Source organism: Candidatus Phycosocius bacilliformis, from assembly GCF_003112735.1.
Classification (GTDB): Bacteria; Pseudomonadota; Alphaproteobacteria; order Caulobacterales; family Aquidulcibacteraceae; genus Aquidulcibacter; species Aquidulcibacter bacilliformis.
The window spans coordinates 45,478-58,141 of sequence record NZ_BFBR01000006.1; the positions used below are offsets into that span (position 1 = coordinate 45,478).

Genomic DNA, 12,664 nt, shown 5'->3' on the forward strand with positions numbered 1-12,664 from the left:
GAGTGAGAGCTTGCCGCGAAATTGCCCCATTATCCTTGAAAACAATCGGACCTCAGCGACTTGAGTGCGCGACAGGATGAATAGATTGAGCAGGTAACATGACCAAGCTGAAAGAGACCCCTGCTGCGACACGCTTTATAACGCGGGCTGGAAAACCTGCGATGTCGCTCTCGCGATTGGCGTGGCAGGTCGGTTTGGCGGCGGCGCTTGCGCTGGGTTCACTTCCTGCCCAAGCTCAGTCTTTGGTGCGTGATGCTGAAATCGAGCGCACTTTGCGGGATTATTCCGATCCGATCTTTGCTGCGGCCGGGCTGGTTCCCAATGACGTGCGCATCTATATCGTGGGTGACAAGACGCTCAATGCCTTTGTCACCAATGGTCAGAATGTCTTTATTCATACCGGCCTGATCCTAGAGACTGAAACACCCAACCAGCTCAAAGGCGTCATTGCACACGAGACTGGCCACATTTCAGGCGGTCATCTGGCCCGCTCGGACGCCAATATCCGCGAAGCGATGCGCCCCGCCTATGTCACCATCGCACTTGGGCTTTTGGCCATTGCTGCGGGCGCACCTGATGCGGGGGCCGCCCTGCTGGCCAGTTCACAACAATTTGCCATGTTGAGCTTTTTCACCTTCACACGGGTACAAGAGAGCAGTGCGGACCAAGCCGCGGTGACTTTCCTCGAAAAGACGGGTCAATCCGGACGGGGACTTGTCGAGTTTTTTGAAAAGTTCCGCTATAATGAGATTTTGGCGGACGCGCGTCGAGACCCTTATTTCCGCTCCCACCCATTGTCGGGTGATCGCATTCAGGCGCTGCAGAACCGGGTCAATGAGCAGGTCAATCGCGATAAACGCGATACGCCCGAAGATATCGACCGGCTCAAAATGATGCAGGCAAAGATCCAAGCCTTCCTTTACACCCCGGCACGCACTTTTCTGAAATACCCTCAGTCAGACCAGTCGATCTATGCCCGCTATGCAAGAGCGGTAGCAGCCTTTCGCGCACCTGATCTGACGACTGCTGTACGCGAAACTGAAAAACTCATTGCCGAACAGCCCAACAATCCTTTCTTCCATGAATTGCTGGGCCAAATCTATTATGAGAACGGCAAGGCTGAAGCCTCGATCGAGCCAAATCGGCGGGCGGTTAATCTCGCCCCCAATGAAGCTTTGCTTCATATTGGGCTTGCCCGGTCACTCCTTGCCACCGAGCGGGCGGATTTGCGCGGTGAAGCCGAAACCAGCTTGCGCACAGCTTTGAGGCTTGAACCCAACAATGCCTTCGCCTGGAACCAGCTTGCAGTTGTGGCCGATCGCAATGGACAAGTCGGCCTTGCAAGGCTCGCTACAGCCGAAGAGGCTTATAATCTGGGCGATCTGGCGCGGGCCAACCGTTTCTCGGACTTAGCCATGCGCAATCTGGTCCGCGCCACACCCGAATGGCGGCGGGCTTTTGATATCTCAACCATCACACGTGAAGCTGGCATCCGCGCAGGGCGCAGGCCCGGCGAAAACCGCCCGCTGACCTATTTGCCCGAGGCTGGCTTGAGCATGCAAGCCGTCACGTCGACAGCACCAAACAGGCTTTCTGGCCCGTTCTTGATGCGCAAGGTCGACATCGCCGACCCAGAATCAGCCCATTCTCATGATCATACACACGCAAATCATTAAGAGTTACCCGCTAGAATCAGAGTGAAAGTCCGGTCGTTCTTGCCTGCGCGATGAACTCATATCCAACCGGCTATGTGGAGATGCTGATGCGCCCTGTTCGTTCCATTTCGCTGTTGGCGATCAGTCTTGCAATGGGCCTTGTGGTTAGTTGCTCAAAACCTGCGGAGAAAACGGCGAGCAAGCCTGCTGAATCTCCGGCTGGCGCAACCGGCTCGACCGCCGCGGCAGACGTGCTCAAAGCCTTGACGCCAGAACAACAGGCCGCAGTTCGTGCTCTCATCCGCGATGAATTGGTGGCCAATCCTGACATCCTCTTGGAAGCTCAACGCTCGTTTGAAAGCCGCCAAGCACGGGCACAAAATGAGCGTGTGGCAGCGGCCTTCCAGACCTTGAAGCGTGACCATGCCCAATTCAGCTTTGGCCCAGCCAATGCCAAGATCACGGTGATTGAATTTTTCGATTACAAGTGCGGCTTTTGCCATGCTGCCCAGGGTTGGGTGGCAAATCTGATGGCCACCCGCAAAGATATTCGGTTTATCTTCAAAGAATTGCCAATTCTGTCCGAGAACTCAACCTTGGCAGCCCGCGCAGCGATTGCAGCGCATAATCAAGGTAAGTATCTTGATATGCATAATGCGCTCATGACGGCACGGGGGGACCTCAACCAGGAACAGATTTTCGAAATCGCCAGTTCCGTTGGTCTCAATCTCGACAGACTGAAAGCAGATATGGCCAAACCCCAAGTTGATGCGACCATTGCTGGCATGCGCGAACAGGCCACCAACCTGTCGATTGGCGGTACACCAGGCTTCATCATCAATGGCAAACTGGTTGCTGGTTTTGATCAGGAACAATTGGAAAATGCCCTGGCGACGGCCGGAGTGGACATCTCAAATCCGCCACCTGCCAAGCCGGACAAGAAGGGCTAAACCAGAATATCAATCCCGCTGACGGCTTTGGCCGCGCTGACGGCGAAGGCATCTTGGCTCTGCAGAATGGCTTGCGACAGCGTTGAGAGTGCGCGCTCTTGGCCGGGGGTTTCTTGTACCGCGCGTAAAGCCGCCATTTGAAGCTGGGCGGTCTGAGCGGCCATTTTGGCGTTCAACAGTGAATTGACGTCCATCACGCCCTCCTTTGATGGCGCAGTTTCGCATGAAGGCTTTAGCGTGAACTTGCCGGAAAAAGTGCAATTTTATCCATTAAGCAGGCTGGATCCCGCTGTCATCTTGTCGCACATCCCAGCCTCGATTTGCAGATAATCCGATTGCATTCCGACCCTGCCGCGGCTAACAAACTCCCGCTGTGCCTCGGTGGTGAAACTGGTAGACGCGCTGGACTCAAAATCCAGTTCCGAGAGGAGTGTCGGTTCGAGTCCGACCCGGGGCACCATTCTTCCTGTGTCAGAATGGCTTTCTTTGATGCGCTCTGCCGCCGCTGGGGCGGGCTCGCTCAATGCTCGCATCTCGGCTGCGCCGAGCTGGTTCGAGACTAGACCAGTTCCGGGCACCCATTCTTTTCAGTCTCACGCATTTGAAAGTGGATGTCATCCCGGACGGCGAAGCCGATCCGGGACCTCAGTGCGCACATGTCCAACGGGGTCCCCGCTCTTCGCTGCGCTCCTGCGGGGATGACATCGCCAAAAAGAGCTCAAATAAACAAACCCCTGTCATCCCGGACGGCGTCAGCCGATCCGGCACCTTGTACCGCAAAATCCCTTCATCGCCACTGCCGCTTTCCCGTGTCAAAGCCAGATTGGCAAGCCTTGGGGTGGAGCGTATAGACCGGACATGACCGCACCAACTCAGTCCCCCGCCCAGCCCACCAGTTTCATCGACACAATCGTCAGTTTGAAGCGTTTGGCAGGCCCGGACGGAGCTAAGGTGCGCGATATTGTCGACCAATTGGATGAGCGTGCATTTGGACTATTGATCCTCTTGTTTGCCATCCCTTGCCTTGTGCCCGGCCTGCCTGGCGCACAAATCATTGCCATTCCAATCTTTCTTCTGGCCATTCAAATGGCATTTGGGGCCAGAGAGGTCTGGTTGCCCAATTGGGCCCTCAATATCCGGGTCAAATCTGCCTGGGTTCATGCAATCGCTGATTTCACCGACAAGCGCTTGCGCTGGACGACACGGCTGTCAAAGCCGCGCTTGACCTATATGACGAGTGGACTGGCTGAGCGGCTCGTCGGGCTGGTATGTGCCTTGGCGTCCGTGACCATTATGCTGCCGATCACCAATACGATCCCGTCACTTGCCATCACTTTGATCGCTGTCGGCCTGCTGCAGACTGATGGCTTGTTCACATTAGCAGGGGTCTTGTTGGGGGCGGCATGGACTGGTTTTCTCACCGGGCTGATCTGGCTTTTCGCCATCGGGGCAGATTTCGCCGTCAAATTTGTGAGTGAACATCTGCCTTGGATTGCCAAGATCATCGGACATTAAGCCGCATGGTCGACAAATGCAGGCTGGGCTGTTCGCAGACCCAACACAGGTCTATATCTTCACCATGCGTCTGCGATCCTTATTCAGTTGGGTGTTTGCCCAATGGCCTGCGATAGCCCTTGCCACCAGCCTGTCGATGTTGGCAATCGCCCATGGGTTTGAGCGTTTTGGCGGGTTGGCACCCTGCCCGCTCTGTCTGCATCAGCGCGAAGTCTATTGGATCGCTGCCATCGTGGCCGGCCTCGCCCTTGTGGTGCGGCGTATGCAAGATCACGTGTTCGCCAGTAGAGCGATGAACCTCCTATTGGCCTTGGCTTTTTTGAGCGGGGCCGTGGTGGCAGGCTTTCATATGGGTGTGGAATATAAATGGTGGCCCGGCCTTGCCGAATGCGGCGGGGTTGGGGCGTCTGCCAACAAAATGCCGACAGATTTGTTGGCAGCTTTGAGCGGCCCGATGAAAGTGGTGCGCTGTGACGAACCGGCTTGGGTGTTTTTGGGACTATCGATGGCTGGCTGGAATTTCCTTATTTCGCTCAAGCTGATGGTTTATTCGGGATTGAGTGTGCTCTTCCCGAAAGGCCTGATCGCCGCCCCGCCAGTCATTGTGACGGAGAAAACCGATGTCTGAACGCTCTAGCCGCCCCGCCGCCCCTGGCCGACGTTTTGTGCAGGATCGGTTGGCAGAGATGATCCGGGTTGATCATGCCGGTGAATATGGTGCAACCCGGATTTATGAAGGCCAGCGCGCCGTATTTTCCCGTCTGCCGGGCGCGCGCAAGATCGCGGCGCAATTGGCCGAACAAGAGGCCGACGAGGCCGTCCATAAGGCCGCCTTCGACGAATTAATGGTGGCGCGCAAAGTGCGGCCAACGCTGCTTGGGCCGCTATGGGGGGCAGCAGGCTATGGCTTAGGCGTGGTGACCGCGTTGATGGGGGAAAAGGCCGCCCATGCCTGCACGGCAGCTGTGGAAGAAGTGATTGAAGATCATTATCGCGAGCAATTGGAAGAATTGGGAGACAGCGAGCCTGAAATCGCAGCGATGATTGCCCGCTTCCGCGACGAAGAAATCGCCCACAAGGACCAAGCCATTGCCGAAGGTGCCAAGGAGGCGTTCGGCCATCCAGTCTTGGAAGCTGTCATCAAAGCGGGTTGCCGGGCCGCCATCGCGGTGTGCCAGAAGATTTAATCGATTGGAGATGGTCGCCCATCACCAGGTCCAAATGGGACTTACTGGCGTAAGTCCGATTCAATCGATTGATCGAGCAAGCGCAGGTCGATGTCCAATTCCTTGCCTTCATCGGCCTTAAGCTCAAGCTCTGTGCGCTCAAATAATACTTCCAGCTTGCGCAGAACACTTTGGGTGCCGGTGATGCGCTCAACATCGGGCGCGGGATCAGCTTCAAGTTTGGCCAATGCATCGGCGACCTTGACCGTTTCAGGGCAATAATAGGTGAAGACGCGCTGGGCGATGGCAAACTTCTCAGGATTGGTGGCCACGATTTGCATGACGCGATTGCCGACGGCGATGATACGGGCAACCGAGGCAACCGAATCTGGATGACGCAGACGCGGCAAGATTTGATCGAGCGACCGCAATGCTCCGGCCACATCGCCGAGGACTTGCTGCACAAGCTCAGTCCGGCCCTGAGGCAATGTGTTTTCAGAAACGGTCGGTGTTTCAATCTCGGGGCGCTTGGGCACAGGGATAGCCGGACCCGATGCAGTCTGGGCCGGTGTGCGATTGAGAAAGAGTGAGCCGATCCACGAAATCGTCCCGCCAATCATGATGCCAAAACCGATTCCGGCAAGCGGATTGAGCGCGTCGGCAATGACAGCACCTAGGAAAATCCCAGCCCCGACCGATGCCAAGGTCCAGCCGGATTTCACACGGTTGCGTGCCCGACGCTGTTCACGCTGCACATCGCGGGCAGCCCGGATCTCCAACTCATAGCGACGGCGGGCTTCCTCCATCTTGCGGCTGTAAGACTTGCGATCCTCATCACTATCACTGTCACGCCAGTCGCGTCGCCGTCCCATGCTGTCACTGCCCTTTTTCATCAATGCTTCGTGCCGCCGATCGAGGGCTTCATAGGCCTCGCGCAGCACAAACCGGATCACAGTTTGAATAATTCCCGCCAAAACGCCAAGTAGGCCGAGGCCAGCCAGACGGCCTTTGCGCAGCACAGGACCCGCGTGACGCAGTCCTTCAAGCCCGCGCCGCAAACCAGCACGCGCCATGGATCCGCTGGGCCCGATAGGTCGTCTCATGCGTTCATTCCTGTCGCCGCCCCCTGACGGCATCTGAGGCAGATAAGCATGAATGAGTCATTGTGAAAGGCCTGCAAAGAGCCGATCGTTGGGCCGGACATTAAATTGCCGTCATGAAGCCGCCTCAGGCTTCCAATTCAACATCCCAATAAAGCCAGTCGACCCAGCTTTCATGCAGATGGTGTGGCGGGAATTTGCGCCCCATGGCTTGCAATTCATACATGCTGGGACGGCGTGGGGGCCTTCGCGGCATCATCCCGGCCTCACGCAGGCTGCGGCCCCCCTTTCTTAGATTACAGGGTGAACATGCCGCCACAATATTCTCCCATGTCGTCTTTCCGCCCTTAGACCGCGGCACGACATGGTCAAAGGTCAGATCATCGGTGGCGTGGCAATAGGCGCATTTGAAGCCATCGCGCAGGAAAACGTTGAAGCGAGTAAAGGCCGGAGCACGGTCTTGCTGTACATATTCCTTGAGCGAAATCACGCTGGGCAGACGCATTTCAAACCGCGGGCTATGCACGGCTTGATCATATTCGGCCACCACCTCGACCCGTTCCATATAGACGGCCTTCACCGCATCCTGCCACGACCACACCGACAATGGATAATAAGACAGCGGGCGATAGTCGGCGTTGAGGACAAGAGCTGGAAAACGGGCGAGACTGGCCTGTGTGCGCACAGGTTGATAGGCGGAGGCCAAAGCCAGTTGATCAACGTCCATTCTGGCCTCCCGTCATCCAGAAGGCCAATGATGGAAGCCCGGATAGACCGGGGGCGAGACGGATGTGATCGGGCCTCTTGAAGACGGCTTCCTCCTGCTCTGGGCATAGGAGTAACCGATTCACCCCAAAGTCACTATGACAGAAGCAAATAGCTCGTCTGCCAATGCAGTGGCATGCAGTTTTTAGCTTGGGTCGGGCTTTAGGACACGGGCCAAAAAAGCGCCACCGACTTGCAATCCATCCAAGGCAATCGTGTGGCCAGTGCGGGGGCTGATGTGCAAGTTTACCCCGATACCGGCCGCTCTCAAAAAGTCTTGGGTCATTTGGCTGGCCGCCAAAGGAACAGTCGGATCCTCGTCGCCATGGACCAATTGGATTTCGGGCTTGCTGGCAAGCTTTGGATTGCCAACCAACCCTCCTGAATAGCCCAAAATGCCAGCAAAGGCTGATGACGCAGACAGGCCGACCTGTAAGGCCATCATCGTGCCTTGACTGAATCCCACCAGCGCGGTCTGCCGTGGCCCAACCTCAAAGCGGGCCATTTCAGCTTGGATGAAGGCTTCAAGGATCGGGGCGGCCGTACGGGCACCTTCGGCCAGATGGGATGGGTCCATCGACTCGATGGGAAACCATTGGTGCGCCCCCGCAAATCCCGGCAGTGGGGTGATCGCATGGGGGGCTGAAAACTGCACATCGGGCAACAGCCTTTCCCAATAGGGTGCGAGCCCGATCAAATCATCACCATTGGAGCCATAGCCATGCAAGGCGATCACCAGGCCCTTTGGCTTGCCCCCTGAGGCCGGAGGACGGCGGGGACCTGAGAGCATCATGTTTGTCATGACCGGTTATTAGCAAAAGCTGATTGCCAAGCCCAGCGCCTGCGCGGCATAGAGGCGCGATGTTTGCCACCCGCTTTGCCCCCTCACCCACCGGCTATCTGCATATGGGGCATGCCTTTTCAGCTTGGACGGCGTTTGAAGCTGCGCAAGCCGCACACGGCCGTTTTGTGCTGCGGATCGAAGATACTGACCAAACCCGTTGTCGGCCTGAATATGAAGCGGCCATTTATGAGGATCTGGCGTGGTTGGGGCTGGAATGGGAAAAGCCCGTGCGTCGCCAAAGCGCGCATATGGACGATTATGGTGCTGCGCTTGCCCGCTTGCATGAGATGGGGGTGCTGTATCGCTGCTTTCGGACACGAAAAGACTTGCTGGACGGTTTGGCGGCGGCCCCGCACGGCTTTTCAGCCCCAGATATCGTGGCCCCGATCAGCGCTGCCGAAGAAGAAGACCTGCTGGCCCAGAACAAGCCCTATGCGTGGCGGCTGTCACTGTCGCGCGCGCGGGCAAGATTGGGGGCTGAGTGGGAACACTTGGGTTTTGAGGCCAATGGCATATGGATAAAAGCGGAGCCTGAACGGCTGGGTGACATCGTGCTGGCCCGAAAGGAATTTCCCGCCAGCTATCATCTGGCCAGCGTGCTGGATGATGGCCTGCAGGCGATCACCCATGTCATCCGCGGCGAAGACCTTGCCGAAGCCGCCCATATTCACGTTGTGCTGCAAGCACTTTTGGGCCTTCCAACACCCGTCTATCACCACCATCGCCTGATCCTCGATGCGCAGGGCAAGCGCTTTGCCAAGCGCAATCAGTCGGTCACATTGCGCAGCTTGCGCGAAAGCGGCACAAGTCTCGACCAGATTCGGGCGCGTCTTGGTCTGAGTGTGGCGTAAGGAAAGCAAGATGCAGGGAACAACAGCGCAAGCACCCGCCAATGGCGTGTTCCTGGGTACGCTCGCCTTGGCTTTGGGGGCCTCTTGCATTGCTCTGGCCCCAATCATGGTCAAGCTGTCCCCGCTTGGGCCGCAAGCCAGTGCGTTTTGGCGGCTCATGTTTGCCCTGCCACTCTTGGCGCTGTGGGCGCGGCTGGAAGCCAAGCCTGTCACCGAGGCCGGCACGCGCCAAACTCTACCCTTGGGCCTATTGGCCTTGGCAGGCCTGTTGTTTGCGGGTGATTTGGCGACCTGGCATGCGGGCATTGTGCGCACCAGTGCCGCCAATGCCACCTTCCTGTCCAACCTGACTCCCATCGTTGTGGTGGCCTTCACTTGGCTAACCACACGGGCCCTGCCGAAACGGGCCTATTGGGTGGCGGTGGTGATTGCCCTAACAGGCTCACTTCTCTTGTCGGGTGGGGCACCAGCCACCAATCCTGACCGCTTGGTTGGTGACGGGCTCTCCGTGCTCACCTCCCTTTGGTACGGGCTCTATCTTTTGACGGTGGCGCGCATGCGCAGCCAATGGGGCGCGGGAACCATCATGTTCTACTCCTCCGCCTTTGCCATGGTATTTTGTCTGATCGTGACATTGATCAGCGGGGAACCACTTTTCCCTCCAGATACGGGCCAGTCTTTTATTGCCCAATGGTGGCCATTGTTGGTGTTGGGCGTATTGGCGCAGGTCGCCGGCCAAGGCCTGCTGGCAGTTGGATTTGGATTGGTGCCGACACATATCGCCTCAGTCCTCATTTTGTTGCAGCCGGTTCTGGTGGCCTTTTTGGGCTATGCCTGGCTGCATGAAAGCCTAACCCCGATCCAAATGGGGGGCGGCGTTTTGGTGCTGATTGGTGTGTGGCTGGCCCGCCGGGCCGGTTAGCCCCACCCAAGCCCCCCTTGCCAGAACCCAAAAGTCGGGCGAACCTCCATCAAACGCGACAGGGAGGCGACCACATGGCAGACGGCCATCATCATGATCTGCACGACGATCAGGCCCGCTTTAAGGCGATGACCGAAGGCACCGCCGAGGATTGGGCGATTATTGCGAACCATGCCAAGGGCTTCAACAAGGGTCTTGCCGATCGTGTGCTGGCCCATCTCAAGCTGCTTGATGGCGATTATGGCGGCTTCCCGATCGACCGGCTTACCCATTCCCTCCAATCAGCCACATTGGCCCATCGGGACGGTATGGACGAGGAATATGTCGTCTGTGCGCTTCTGCATGACATTGGCGACACTTTGGGCAGTTACAATCACCCCGATATTGCTGCGGCCATCCTCAAGCCCTTTGTCAGCGAAGCCAATCATTGGATGGTCGCCAATCACGGGATTTTCCAGGGCTATTATTTTTTCCATCATCTGGGGTTGGACCGGAATCTCCGCGACCAGTTTCGTGGCCATCCCTATTTTGAGCACACCGCACGCTTCTGCCACCGCCATGATCAAAATGCCTTTGATCCAGCCTATGACACCCTGCCTCTCAGCTTTTTTGAGCCCCTGGTTCAGCGCCTGTTCGCAACCCCGAAAAATTCAATTTATCTCAAGGCATTGCGCGAGGAGGCTTAAGGCATTTTGCCTGCCTTAAATCACCACAATTCGGTTGGGCAATTCGTCTTTGTCATCGGCAGAACGGGGGAAGTGATTGCCCAATAACGTGCCGCATTCCTCGATCGAAATGACCAGACCGGCAACAAGATTTCCCTCGCGAGCGGCCAGAACCAATCGGCCTAAAACATGCGACCACGTCTGTGCAGCGACCTTGGCATGAATTGCCTTATCAGCAATGATTTCAGCCTGTTGTTCAGCAAGGCTGACATAGATCAGCACCCCGGTTTTCCCGCTGGTGTGATGAAGGCCATGCGCCAGAAACTGGTCACAAGCCGCCTGGTGCACGCGCTGACGCTTGATCCAGCTTGGCACCAGGATTCTGCGGAGGTTGGCCGACAGCCCAAGCGCAGAGATCGCCGACATGATCAGTGCTTGCAGGGTTACAATCATCAAGAGACCGGCTGTGGCTTCGTCCCTGGGCGTTGCGCCAAGGCCAATCTCCCAGCCGCCGGCCTGCAGGCGGTCCAGACTGGCCCCAAGGCTGACCGGGTCGAGACCCAAAAACAAGACGAGAGCTGTGGGAATGAGCAATGCCGCCAGCGCAGCATAAATGCCGAACACCCACACATAGTCAGCAGAGCGTCGCGATACCACGACAAAGATTTCGCCTGAGGTGTGTGCCTCGGCACGGGTAATCGCCTGCCCAATTGTGGCCCGATCCTCATCGGTGATACCCAAAACAGCGGACTTCACCATGATCCCGACGCGCCTCCCCCGCCAAAACTGCCGCCGCCGCCAGAAAAGCCACCGCCAAAGCCACCGCCGCCGAAGCCCCCACCACCCCAGCCGCCGCCGCCACGCCGGTCGTCATCATCCCAATCATGGAGAATAATGGGTAGGTTTTGCCACAAAGCACTGCGCCGGAACCGGGCTGCCCGGGTTCTGGTTGTCATCAACCACACCCAGAAGATCAAAAAGGCGAGGAAGAAAAGCATGGGCACAAGATCGCTGCTGGATTGGCTTGTTTCAGCCTTCAGGCCACGTGCCGCCCGCGCTTGAAGTTCAGCCGGGTCGGCGGTCAGGACAGCTTCAATTTCGTTGACCCCATTGCGGATGCCACCTGTCATGTCGCCTGCCTTGAAGGCAGGTACAATGGCATCGCGAATGATTTGGCTGTTCAAATAGTCGGTCAACACCCCTTCCAAGCCATAGCCCACTTCGATGCGGACGCGCCGCTCTGTGGGGGCGACCAGAAGGATCACGCCATTATTGAGCTTCTCACCCTGCCCAATCTGCCAGAACCGGCCGAGCTGATAGCCATATTCGTCAATCTCATAGCCTTGCAGACTGGGGACAGTGGCAACCACTAGCTGATCAGACGACTTGGCTTCAAGCGCCTCTAGCTGGCCGATCAGCTCAAGCTCAACTTCTTCTGGGATGATATTGGCTGCATCGACGACCCGGCCGGAGAGGGCTGGGAAACTGGGCCCCGCTGCCGAGGCCGGTGCCGCAAGGGCGACCATCAGCATCAAGCCTATAAGCTGCACAGCGCGCAAAAGCCGCGCCGTCAGGCCGGAGGGCTTGGCCGCAAAATGGGCAGACAGACTGGCGCTCACGCTTAGAATTTCACTTCCGGCGACTTGTCAGCCCCCGCTGTGGCCTGGAACATCTGCATCGGTTGGGAAGAGGCAAATGCCGTCTTGGCCCAAATCACACTGGGGAAGGTGCGCAGCGTTGTATTATAGGTCTGCACCGCCTGATTATAATCACGCCGCGCGATCGCAATCCGGTTTTCGGTGCCTTCCAACTGCGACTGCAGAGCGGTAAAGCCCTCAAGTGAGCGCAATTCGGGATAGCTTTCCTGAATTCTCATCAAACGGCCCAATGCCATTCCCAATTCACCTTGTGCGGCCTGGAATTCTTGAAACTTTTGTGGATCCGTGATGGTCGACGCATCAAACTTGGGCTGAGTGGCCGACGCCCGCGCCTTGGTAACTTCGGTCAAGACTGTCTGTTCCTGTGCGGCAGCCCCTTTGACGGTCGCCACAAGATTGGGCACCAGATCGGCGCGGCGCTGGTATTGGGTCTGGACTTCGGCCCAGGCGGCACGCGCGGCCTCTTCCTGAGTGGGGATGGTATTATAGCCACAGCCTGAGACGGTGGTTGCCGCCACCCCAAGCATCGCAACAGCTGCCATACGCGCACGCAAAGCCATTCAAGCCTCCTAC

The 12,664-nt window shown here is 57.4% G+C and carries 15 protein-coding genes and 1 tRNA gene; 9 read left to right on the forward strand and 7 right to left on the reverse strand.

The window, feature by feature from the left end; genetic code table 11:
- The first annotated feature begins 98 nt into the window (after nucleotides 1-98).
- Both PbB2_RS10140 and PbB2_RS10145 read left to right on the forward strand, forming a co-directional pair.
- Nucleotides 99-1,676, forward strand: a complete 1,578-nt coding sequence (locus PbB2_RS10140; protein WP_238164963.1) for a M48 family metalloprotease — start codon at nucleotides 99-101, stop codon at nucleotides 1,674-1,676.
- A gap of 50 nt (nucleotides 1,677-1,726) precedes the next feature.
- Complete coding sequence (locus PbB2_RS10145; protein WP_108985215.1) at nucleotides 1,727-2,605, forward strand: DsbA family protein; 879 nt, start codon at nucleotides 1,727-1,729, stop codon at nucleotides 2,603-2,605.
- Here the strand turns inward: PbB2_RS10145 and PbB2_RS10150 are convergent.
- Complete coding sequence (locus tag PbB2_RS10150; RefSeq protein WP_108985216.1) at nucleotides 2,602-2,799, reverse strand: hypothetical protein; 198 nt, start codon at nucleotides 2,797-2,799, stop codon at nucleotides 2,602-2,604. The genes PbB2_RS10145 and PbB2_RS10150 overlap by 4 nt on opposite strands.
- Nucleotides 2,800-2,980: 181 nt before the next feature.
- On the opposite strand from PbB2_RS10150, the gene PbB2_RS10155 reads away from it, so the two are divergent.
- From PbB2_RS10155 to PbB2_RS10170, 4 genes are all read left to right on the forward strand, one after another.
- A tRNA-Leu gene (locus PbB2_RS10155) sits at nucleotides 2,981-3,065 on the forward strand.
- Nucleotides 3,066-3,463: 398 nt separating this feature from the next.
- The gene (locus PbB2_RS10160; protein WP_108985217.1) at nucleotides 3,464-4,120 is read left to right on the forward strand and encodes an exopolysaccharide biosynthesis protein; all 657 of its coding nucleotides are present in this window, start codon (nucleotides 3,464-3,466) and stop codon (nucleotides 4,118-4,120) included.
- 64 nt (nucleotides 4,121-4,184) lie between these two features.
- Nucleotides 4,185-4,748, forward strand: coding sequence for a disulfide bond formation protein B (locus tag PbB2_RS10165; RefSeq protein ID WP_108985408.1), 564 nt, complete (start codon nucleotides 4,185-4,187; stop codon nucleotides 4,746-4,748).
- On the forward strand, nucleotides 4,741-5,307 hold the full coding sequence (locus tag PbB2_RS10170) for a demethoxyubiquinone hydroxylase family protein (protein ID WP_108985218.1): 567 nt from the start codon (nucleotides 4,741-4,743) through the stop codon (nucleotides 5,305-5,307). Before PbB2_RS10165 ends, PbB2_RS10170 begins: the two co-directional genes overlap by 8 nt.
- 41 nt (nucleotides 5,308-5,348) lie before the next feature.
- Here the strand turns inward: PbB2_RS10170 and PbB2_RS10175 are convergent, their stop codons facing one another.
- The 3 genes from PbB2_RS10175 to PbB2_RS10185 form a co-directional block, all read right to left on the reverse strand.
- Nucleotides 5,349-6,389: a 5-bromo-4-chloroindolyl phosphate hydrolysis family protein gene (locus PbB2_RS10175; RefSeq protein WP_192576286.1), complete on the reverse strand. Its 1,041-nt coding sequence runs from the start codon at nucleotides 6,387-6,389 to the stop codon at nucleotides 5,349-5,351.
- A gap of 124 nt (nucleotides 6,390-6,513) precedes the next feature.
- On the reverse strand, nucleotides 6,514-7,113 hold the full coding sequence (locus tag PbB2_RS10180) for an HNH endonuclease (protein WP_108985220.1): 600 nt from the start codon (nucleotides 7,111-7,113) through the stop codon (nucleotides 6,514-6,516).
- A 183-nt stretch (nucleotides 7,114-7,296) separates the two neighbouring features.
- Nucleotides 7,297-7,953 (reverse strand): alpha/beta hydrolase, encoded by a 657-nt coding sequence (locus PbB2_RS10185; protein ID WP_108985221.1) that lies wholly within the window; start codon nucleotides 7,951-7,953, stop codon nucleotides 7,297-7,299.
- A gap of 59 nt (nucleotides 7,954-8,012) precedes the next feature.
- Between PbB2_RS10185 and gluQRS the strand changes: the two genes are divergently transcribed.
- The 3 genes from gluQRS to PbB2_RS10200 all read left to right on the forward strand — a co-directional run bounded on the left by gluQRS (nucleotide 8,013) and on the right by PbB2_RS10200 (nucleotide 10,454).
- Entirely contained in the window at nucleotides 8,013-8,846 is an 834-nt protein-coding gene (gene gluQRS, locus PbB2_RS10190) for a tRNA glutamyl-Q(34) synthetase GluQRS (RefSeq protein WP_108985222.1), read from the forward strand.
- A gap of 10 nt (nucleotides 8,847-8,856) precedes the next feature.
- Complete coding sequence (locus PbB2_RS10195; protein WP_108985223.1) at nucleotides 8,857-9,768, forward strand: DMT family transporter; 912 nt, start codon at nucleotides 8,857-8,859, stop codon at nucleotides 9,766-9,768.
- Between the two features lie 74 nt (nucleotides 9,769-9,842).
- On the forward strand, nucleotides 9,843-10,454 hold the full coding sequence (locus PbB2_RS10200) for an HD domain-containing protein (protein WP_108985409.1): 612 nt from the start codon (nucleotides 9,843-9,845) through the stop codon (nucleotides 10,452-10,454).
- Nucleotides 10,455-10,469: 15 nt separating this feature from the next.
- On the opposite strand, the gene PbB2_RS10205 is transcribed toward PbB2_RS10200, so the two are convergent.
- The 3 genes from PbB2_RS10205 to PbB2_RS10215 are packed head-to-tail and all read right to left on the reverse strand — an operon-like array spanning nucleotide 10,470 to nucleotide 12,651.
- Nucleotides 10,470-11,192 carry a TPM domain-containing protein gene (locus tag PbB2_RS10205; RefSeq protein WP_108985224.1) on the reverse strand — a complete coding sequence of 241 codons (723 nt, stop codon included), beginning with the start codon at nucleotides 11,190-11,192 and terminating at the stop codon, nucleotides 10,470-10,472.
- Complete coding sequence (locus tag PbB2_RS10210; RefSeq protein WP_238164964.1) at nucleotides 11,186-12,052, reverse strand: TPM domain-containing protein; 867 nt, start codon at nucleotides 12,050-12,052, stop codon at nucleotides 11,186-11,188. Before PbB2_RS10210 ends, PbB2_RS10205 begins: the two co-directional genes overlap by 7 nt.
- Nucleotides 12,053-12,054: 2 nt before the next feature.
- Nucleotides 12,055-12,651, reverse strand: a complete 597-nt coding sequence (locus tag PbB2_RS10215) for a LemA family protein (RefSeq protein ID WP_108985225.1) — start codon at nucleotides 12,649-12,651, stop codon at nucleotides 12,055-12,057.
- Nucleotides 12,652-12,664 lie beyond the last annotated feature (13 nt).

Excerpts from the sequence above, each read along its gene's own strand:
- PbB2_RS10215 (WP_108985225.1), bottom strand. The coding sequence starts at position 12,651 with ATGGCTTTGCGTGCGCGTATGGCAGCTGTTGCGATGCTTGGGGTGGCG.
- PbB2_RS10195 (WP_108985223.1), top strand. The coding sequence starts at position 8,857 with ATGCAGGGAACAACAGCGCAAGCACCCGCCAATGGCGTGTTCCTGGGT.
- PbB2_RS10205 (WP_108985224.1), bottom strand. The coding sequence starts at position 11,192 with ATGGTGAAGTCCGCTGTTTTGGGTATCACCGATGAGGATCGGGCCACA.
- PbB2_RS10180 (WP_108985220.1), bottom strand. The coding sequence starts at position 7,113 with ATGGACGTTGATCAACTGGCTTTGGCCTCCGCCTATCAACCTGTGCGC.
- gluQRS (WP_108985222.1), top strand. The coding sequence starts at position 8,013 with ATGTTTGCCACCCGCTTTGCCCCCTCACCCACCGGCTATCTGCATATG.
- PbB2_RS10200 (WP_108985409.1), top strand. The coding sequence starts at position 9,843 with ATGGCAGACGGCCATCATCATGATCTGCACGACGATCAGGCCCGCTTT.
- PbB2_RS10185 (WP_108985221.1), bottom strand. The coding sequence starts at position 7,953 with ATGACAAACATGATGCTCTCAGGTCCCCGCCGTCCTCCGGCCTCAGGG.
- PbB2_RS10145 (WP_108985215.1), top strand. The coding sequence starts at position 1,727 with ATGAACTCATATCCAACCGGCTATGTGGAGATGCTGATGCGCCCTGTT.
- PbB2_RS10175 (WP_192576286.1), bottom strand. The coding sequence starts at position 6,389 with ATGAGACGACCTATCGGGCCCAGCGGATCCATGGCGCGTGCTGGTTTG.
- PbB2_RS10160 (WP_108985217.1), top strand. The coding sequence starts at position 3,464 with ATGACCGCACCAACTCAGTCCCCCGCCCAGCCCACCAGTTTCATCGAC.
- PbB2_RS10170 (WP_108985218.1), top strand. The coding sequence starts at position 4,741 with ATGTCTGAACGCTCTAGCCGCCCCGCCGCCCCTGGCCGACGTTTTGTG.
- PbB2_RS10150 (WP_108985216.1), bottom strand. The coding sequence starts at position 2,799 with ATGGACGTCAATTCACTGTTGAACGCCAAAATGGCCGCTCAGACCGCC.
- PbB2_RS10140 (WP_238164963.1), top strand. The coding sequence starts at position 99 with ATGACCAAGCTGAAAGAGACCCCTGCTGCGACACGCTTTATAACGCGG.
- PbB2_RS10165 (WP_108985408.1), top strand. The coding sequence starts at position 4,185 with ATGCGTCTGCGATCCTTATTCAGTTGGGTGTTTGCCCAATGGCCTGCG.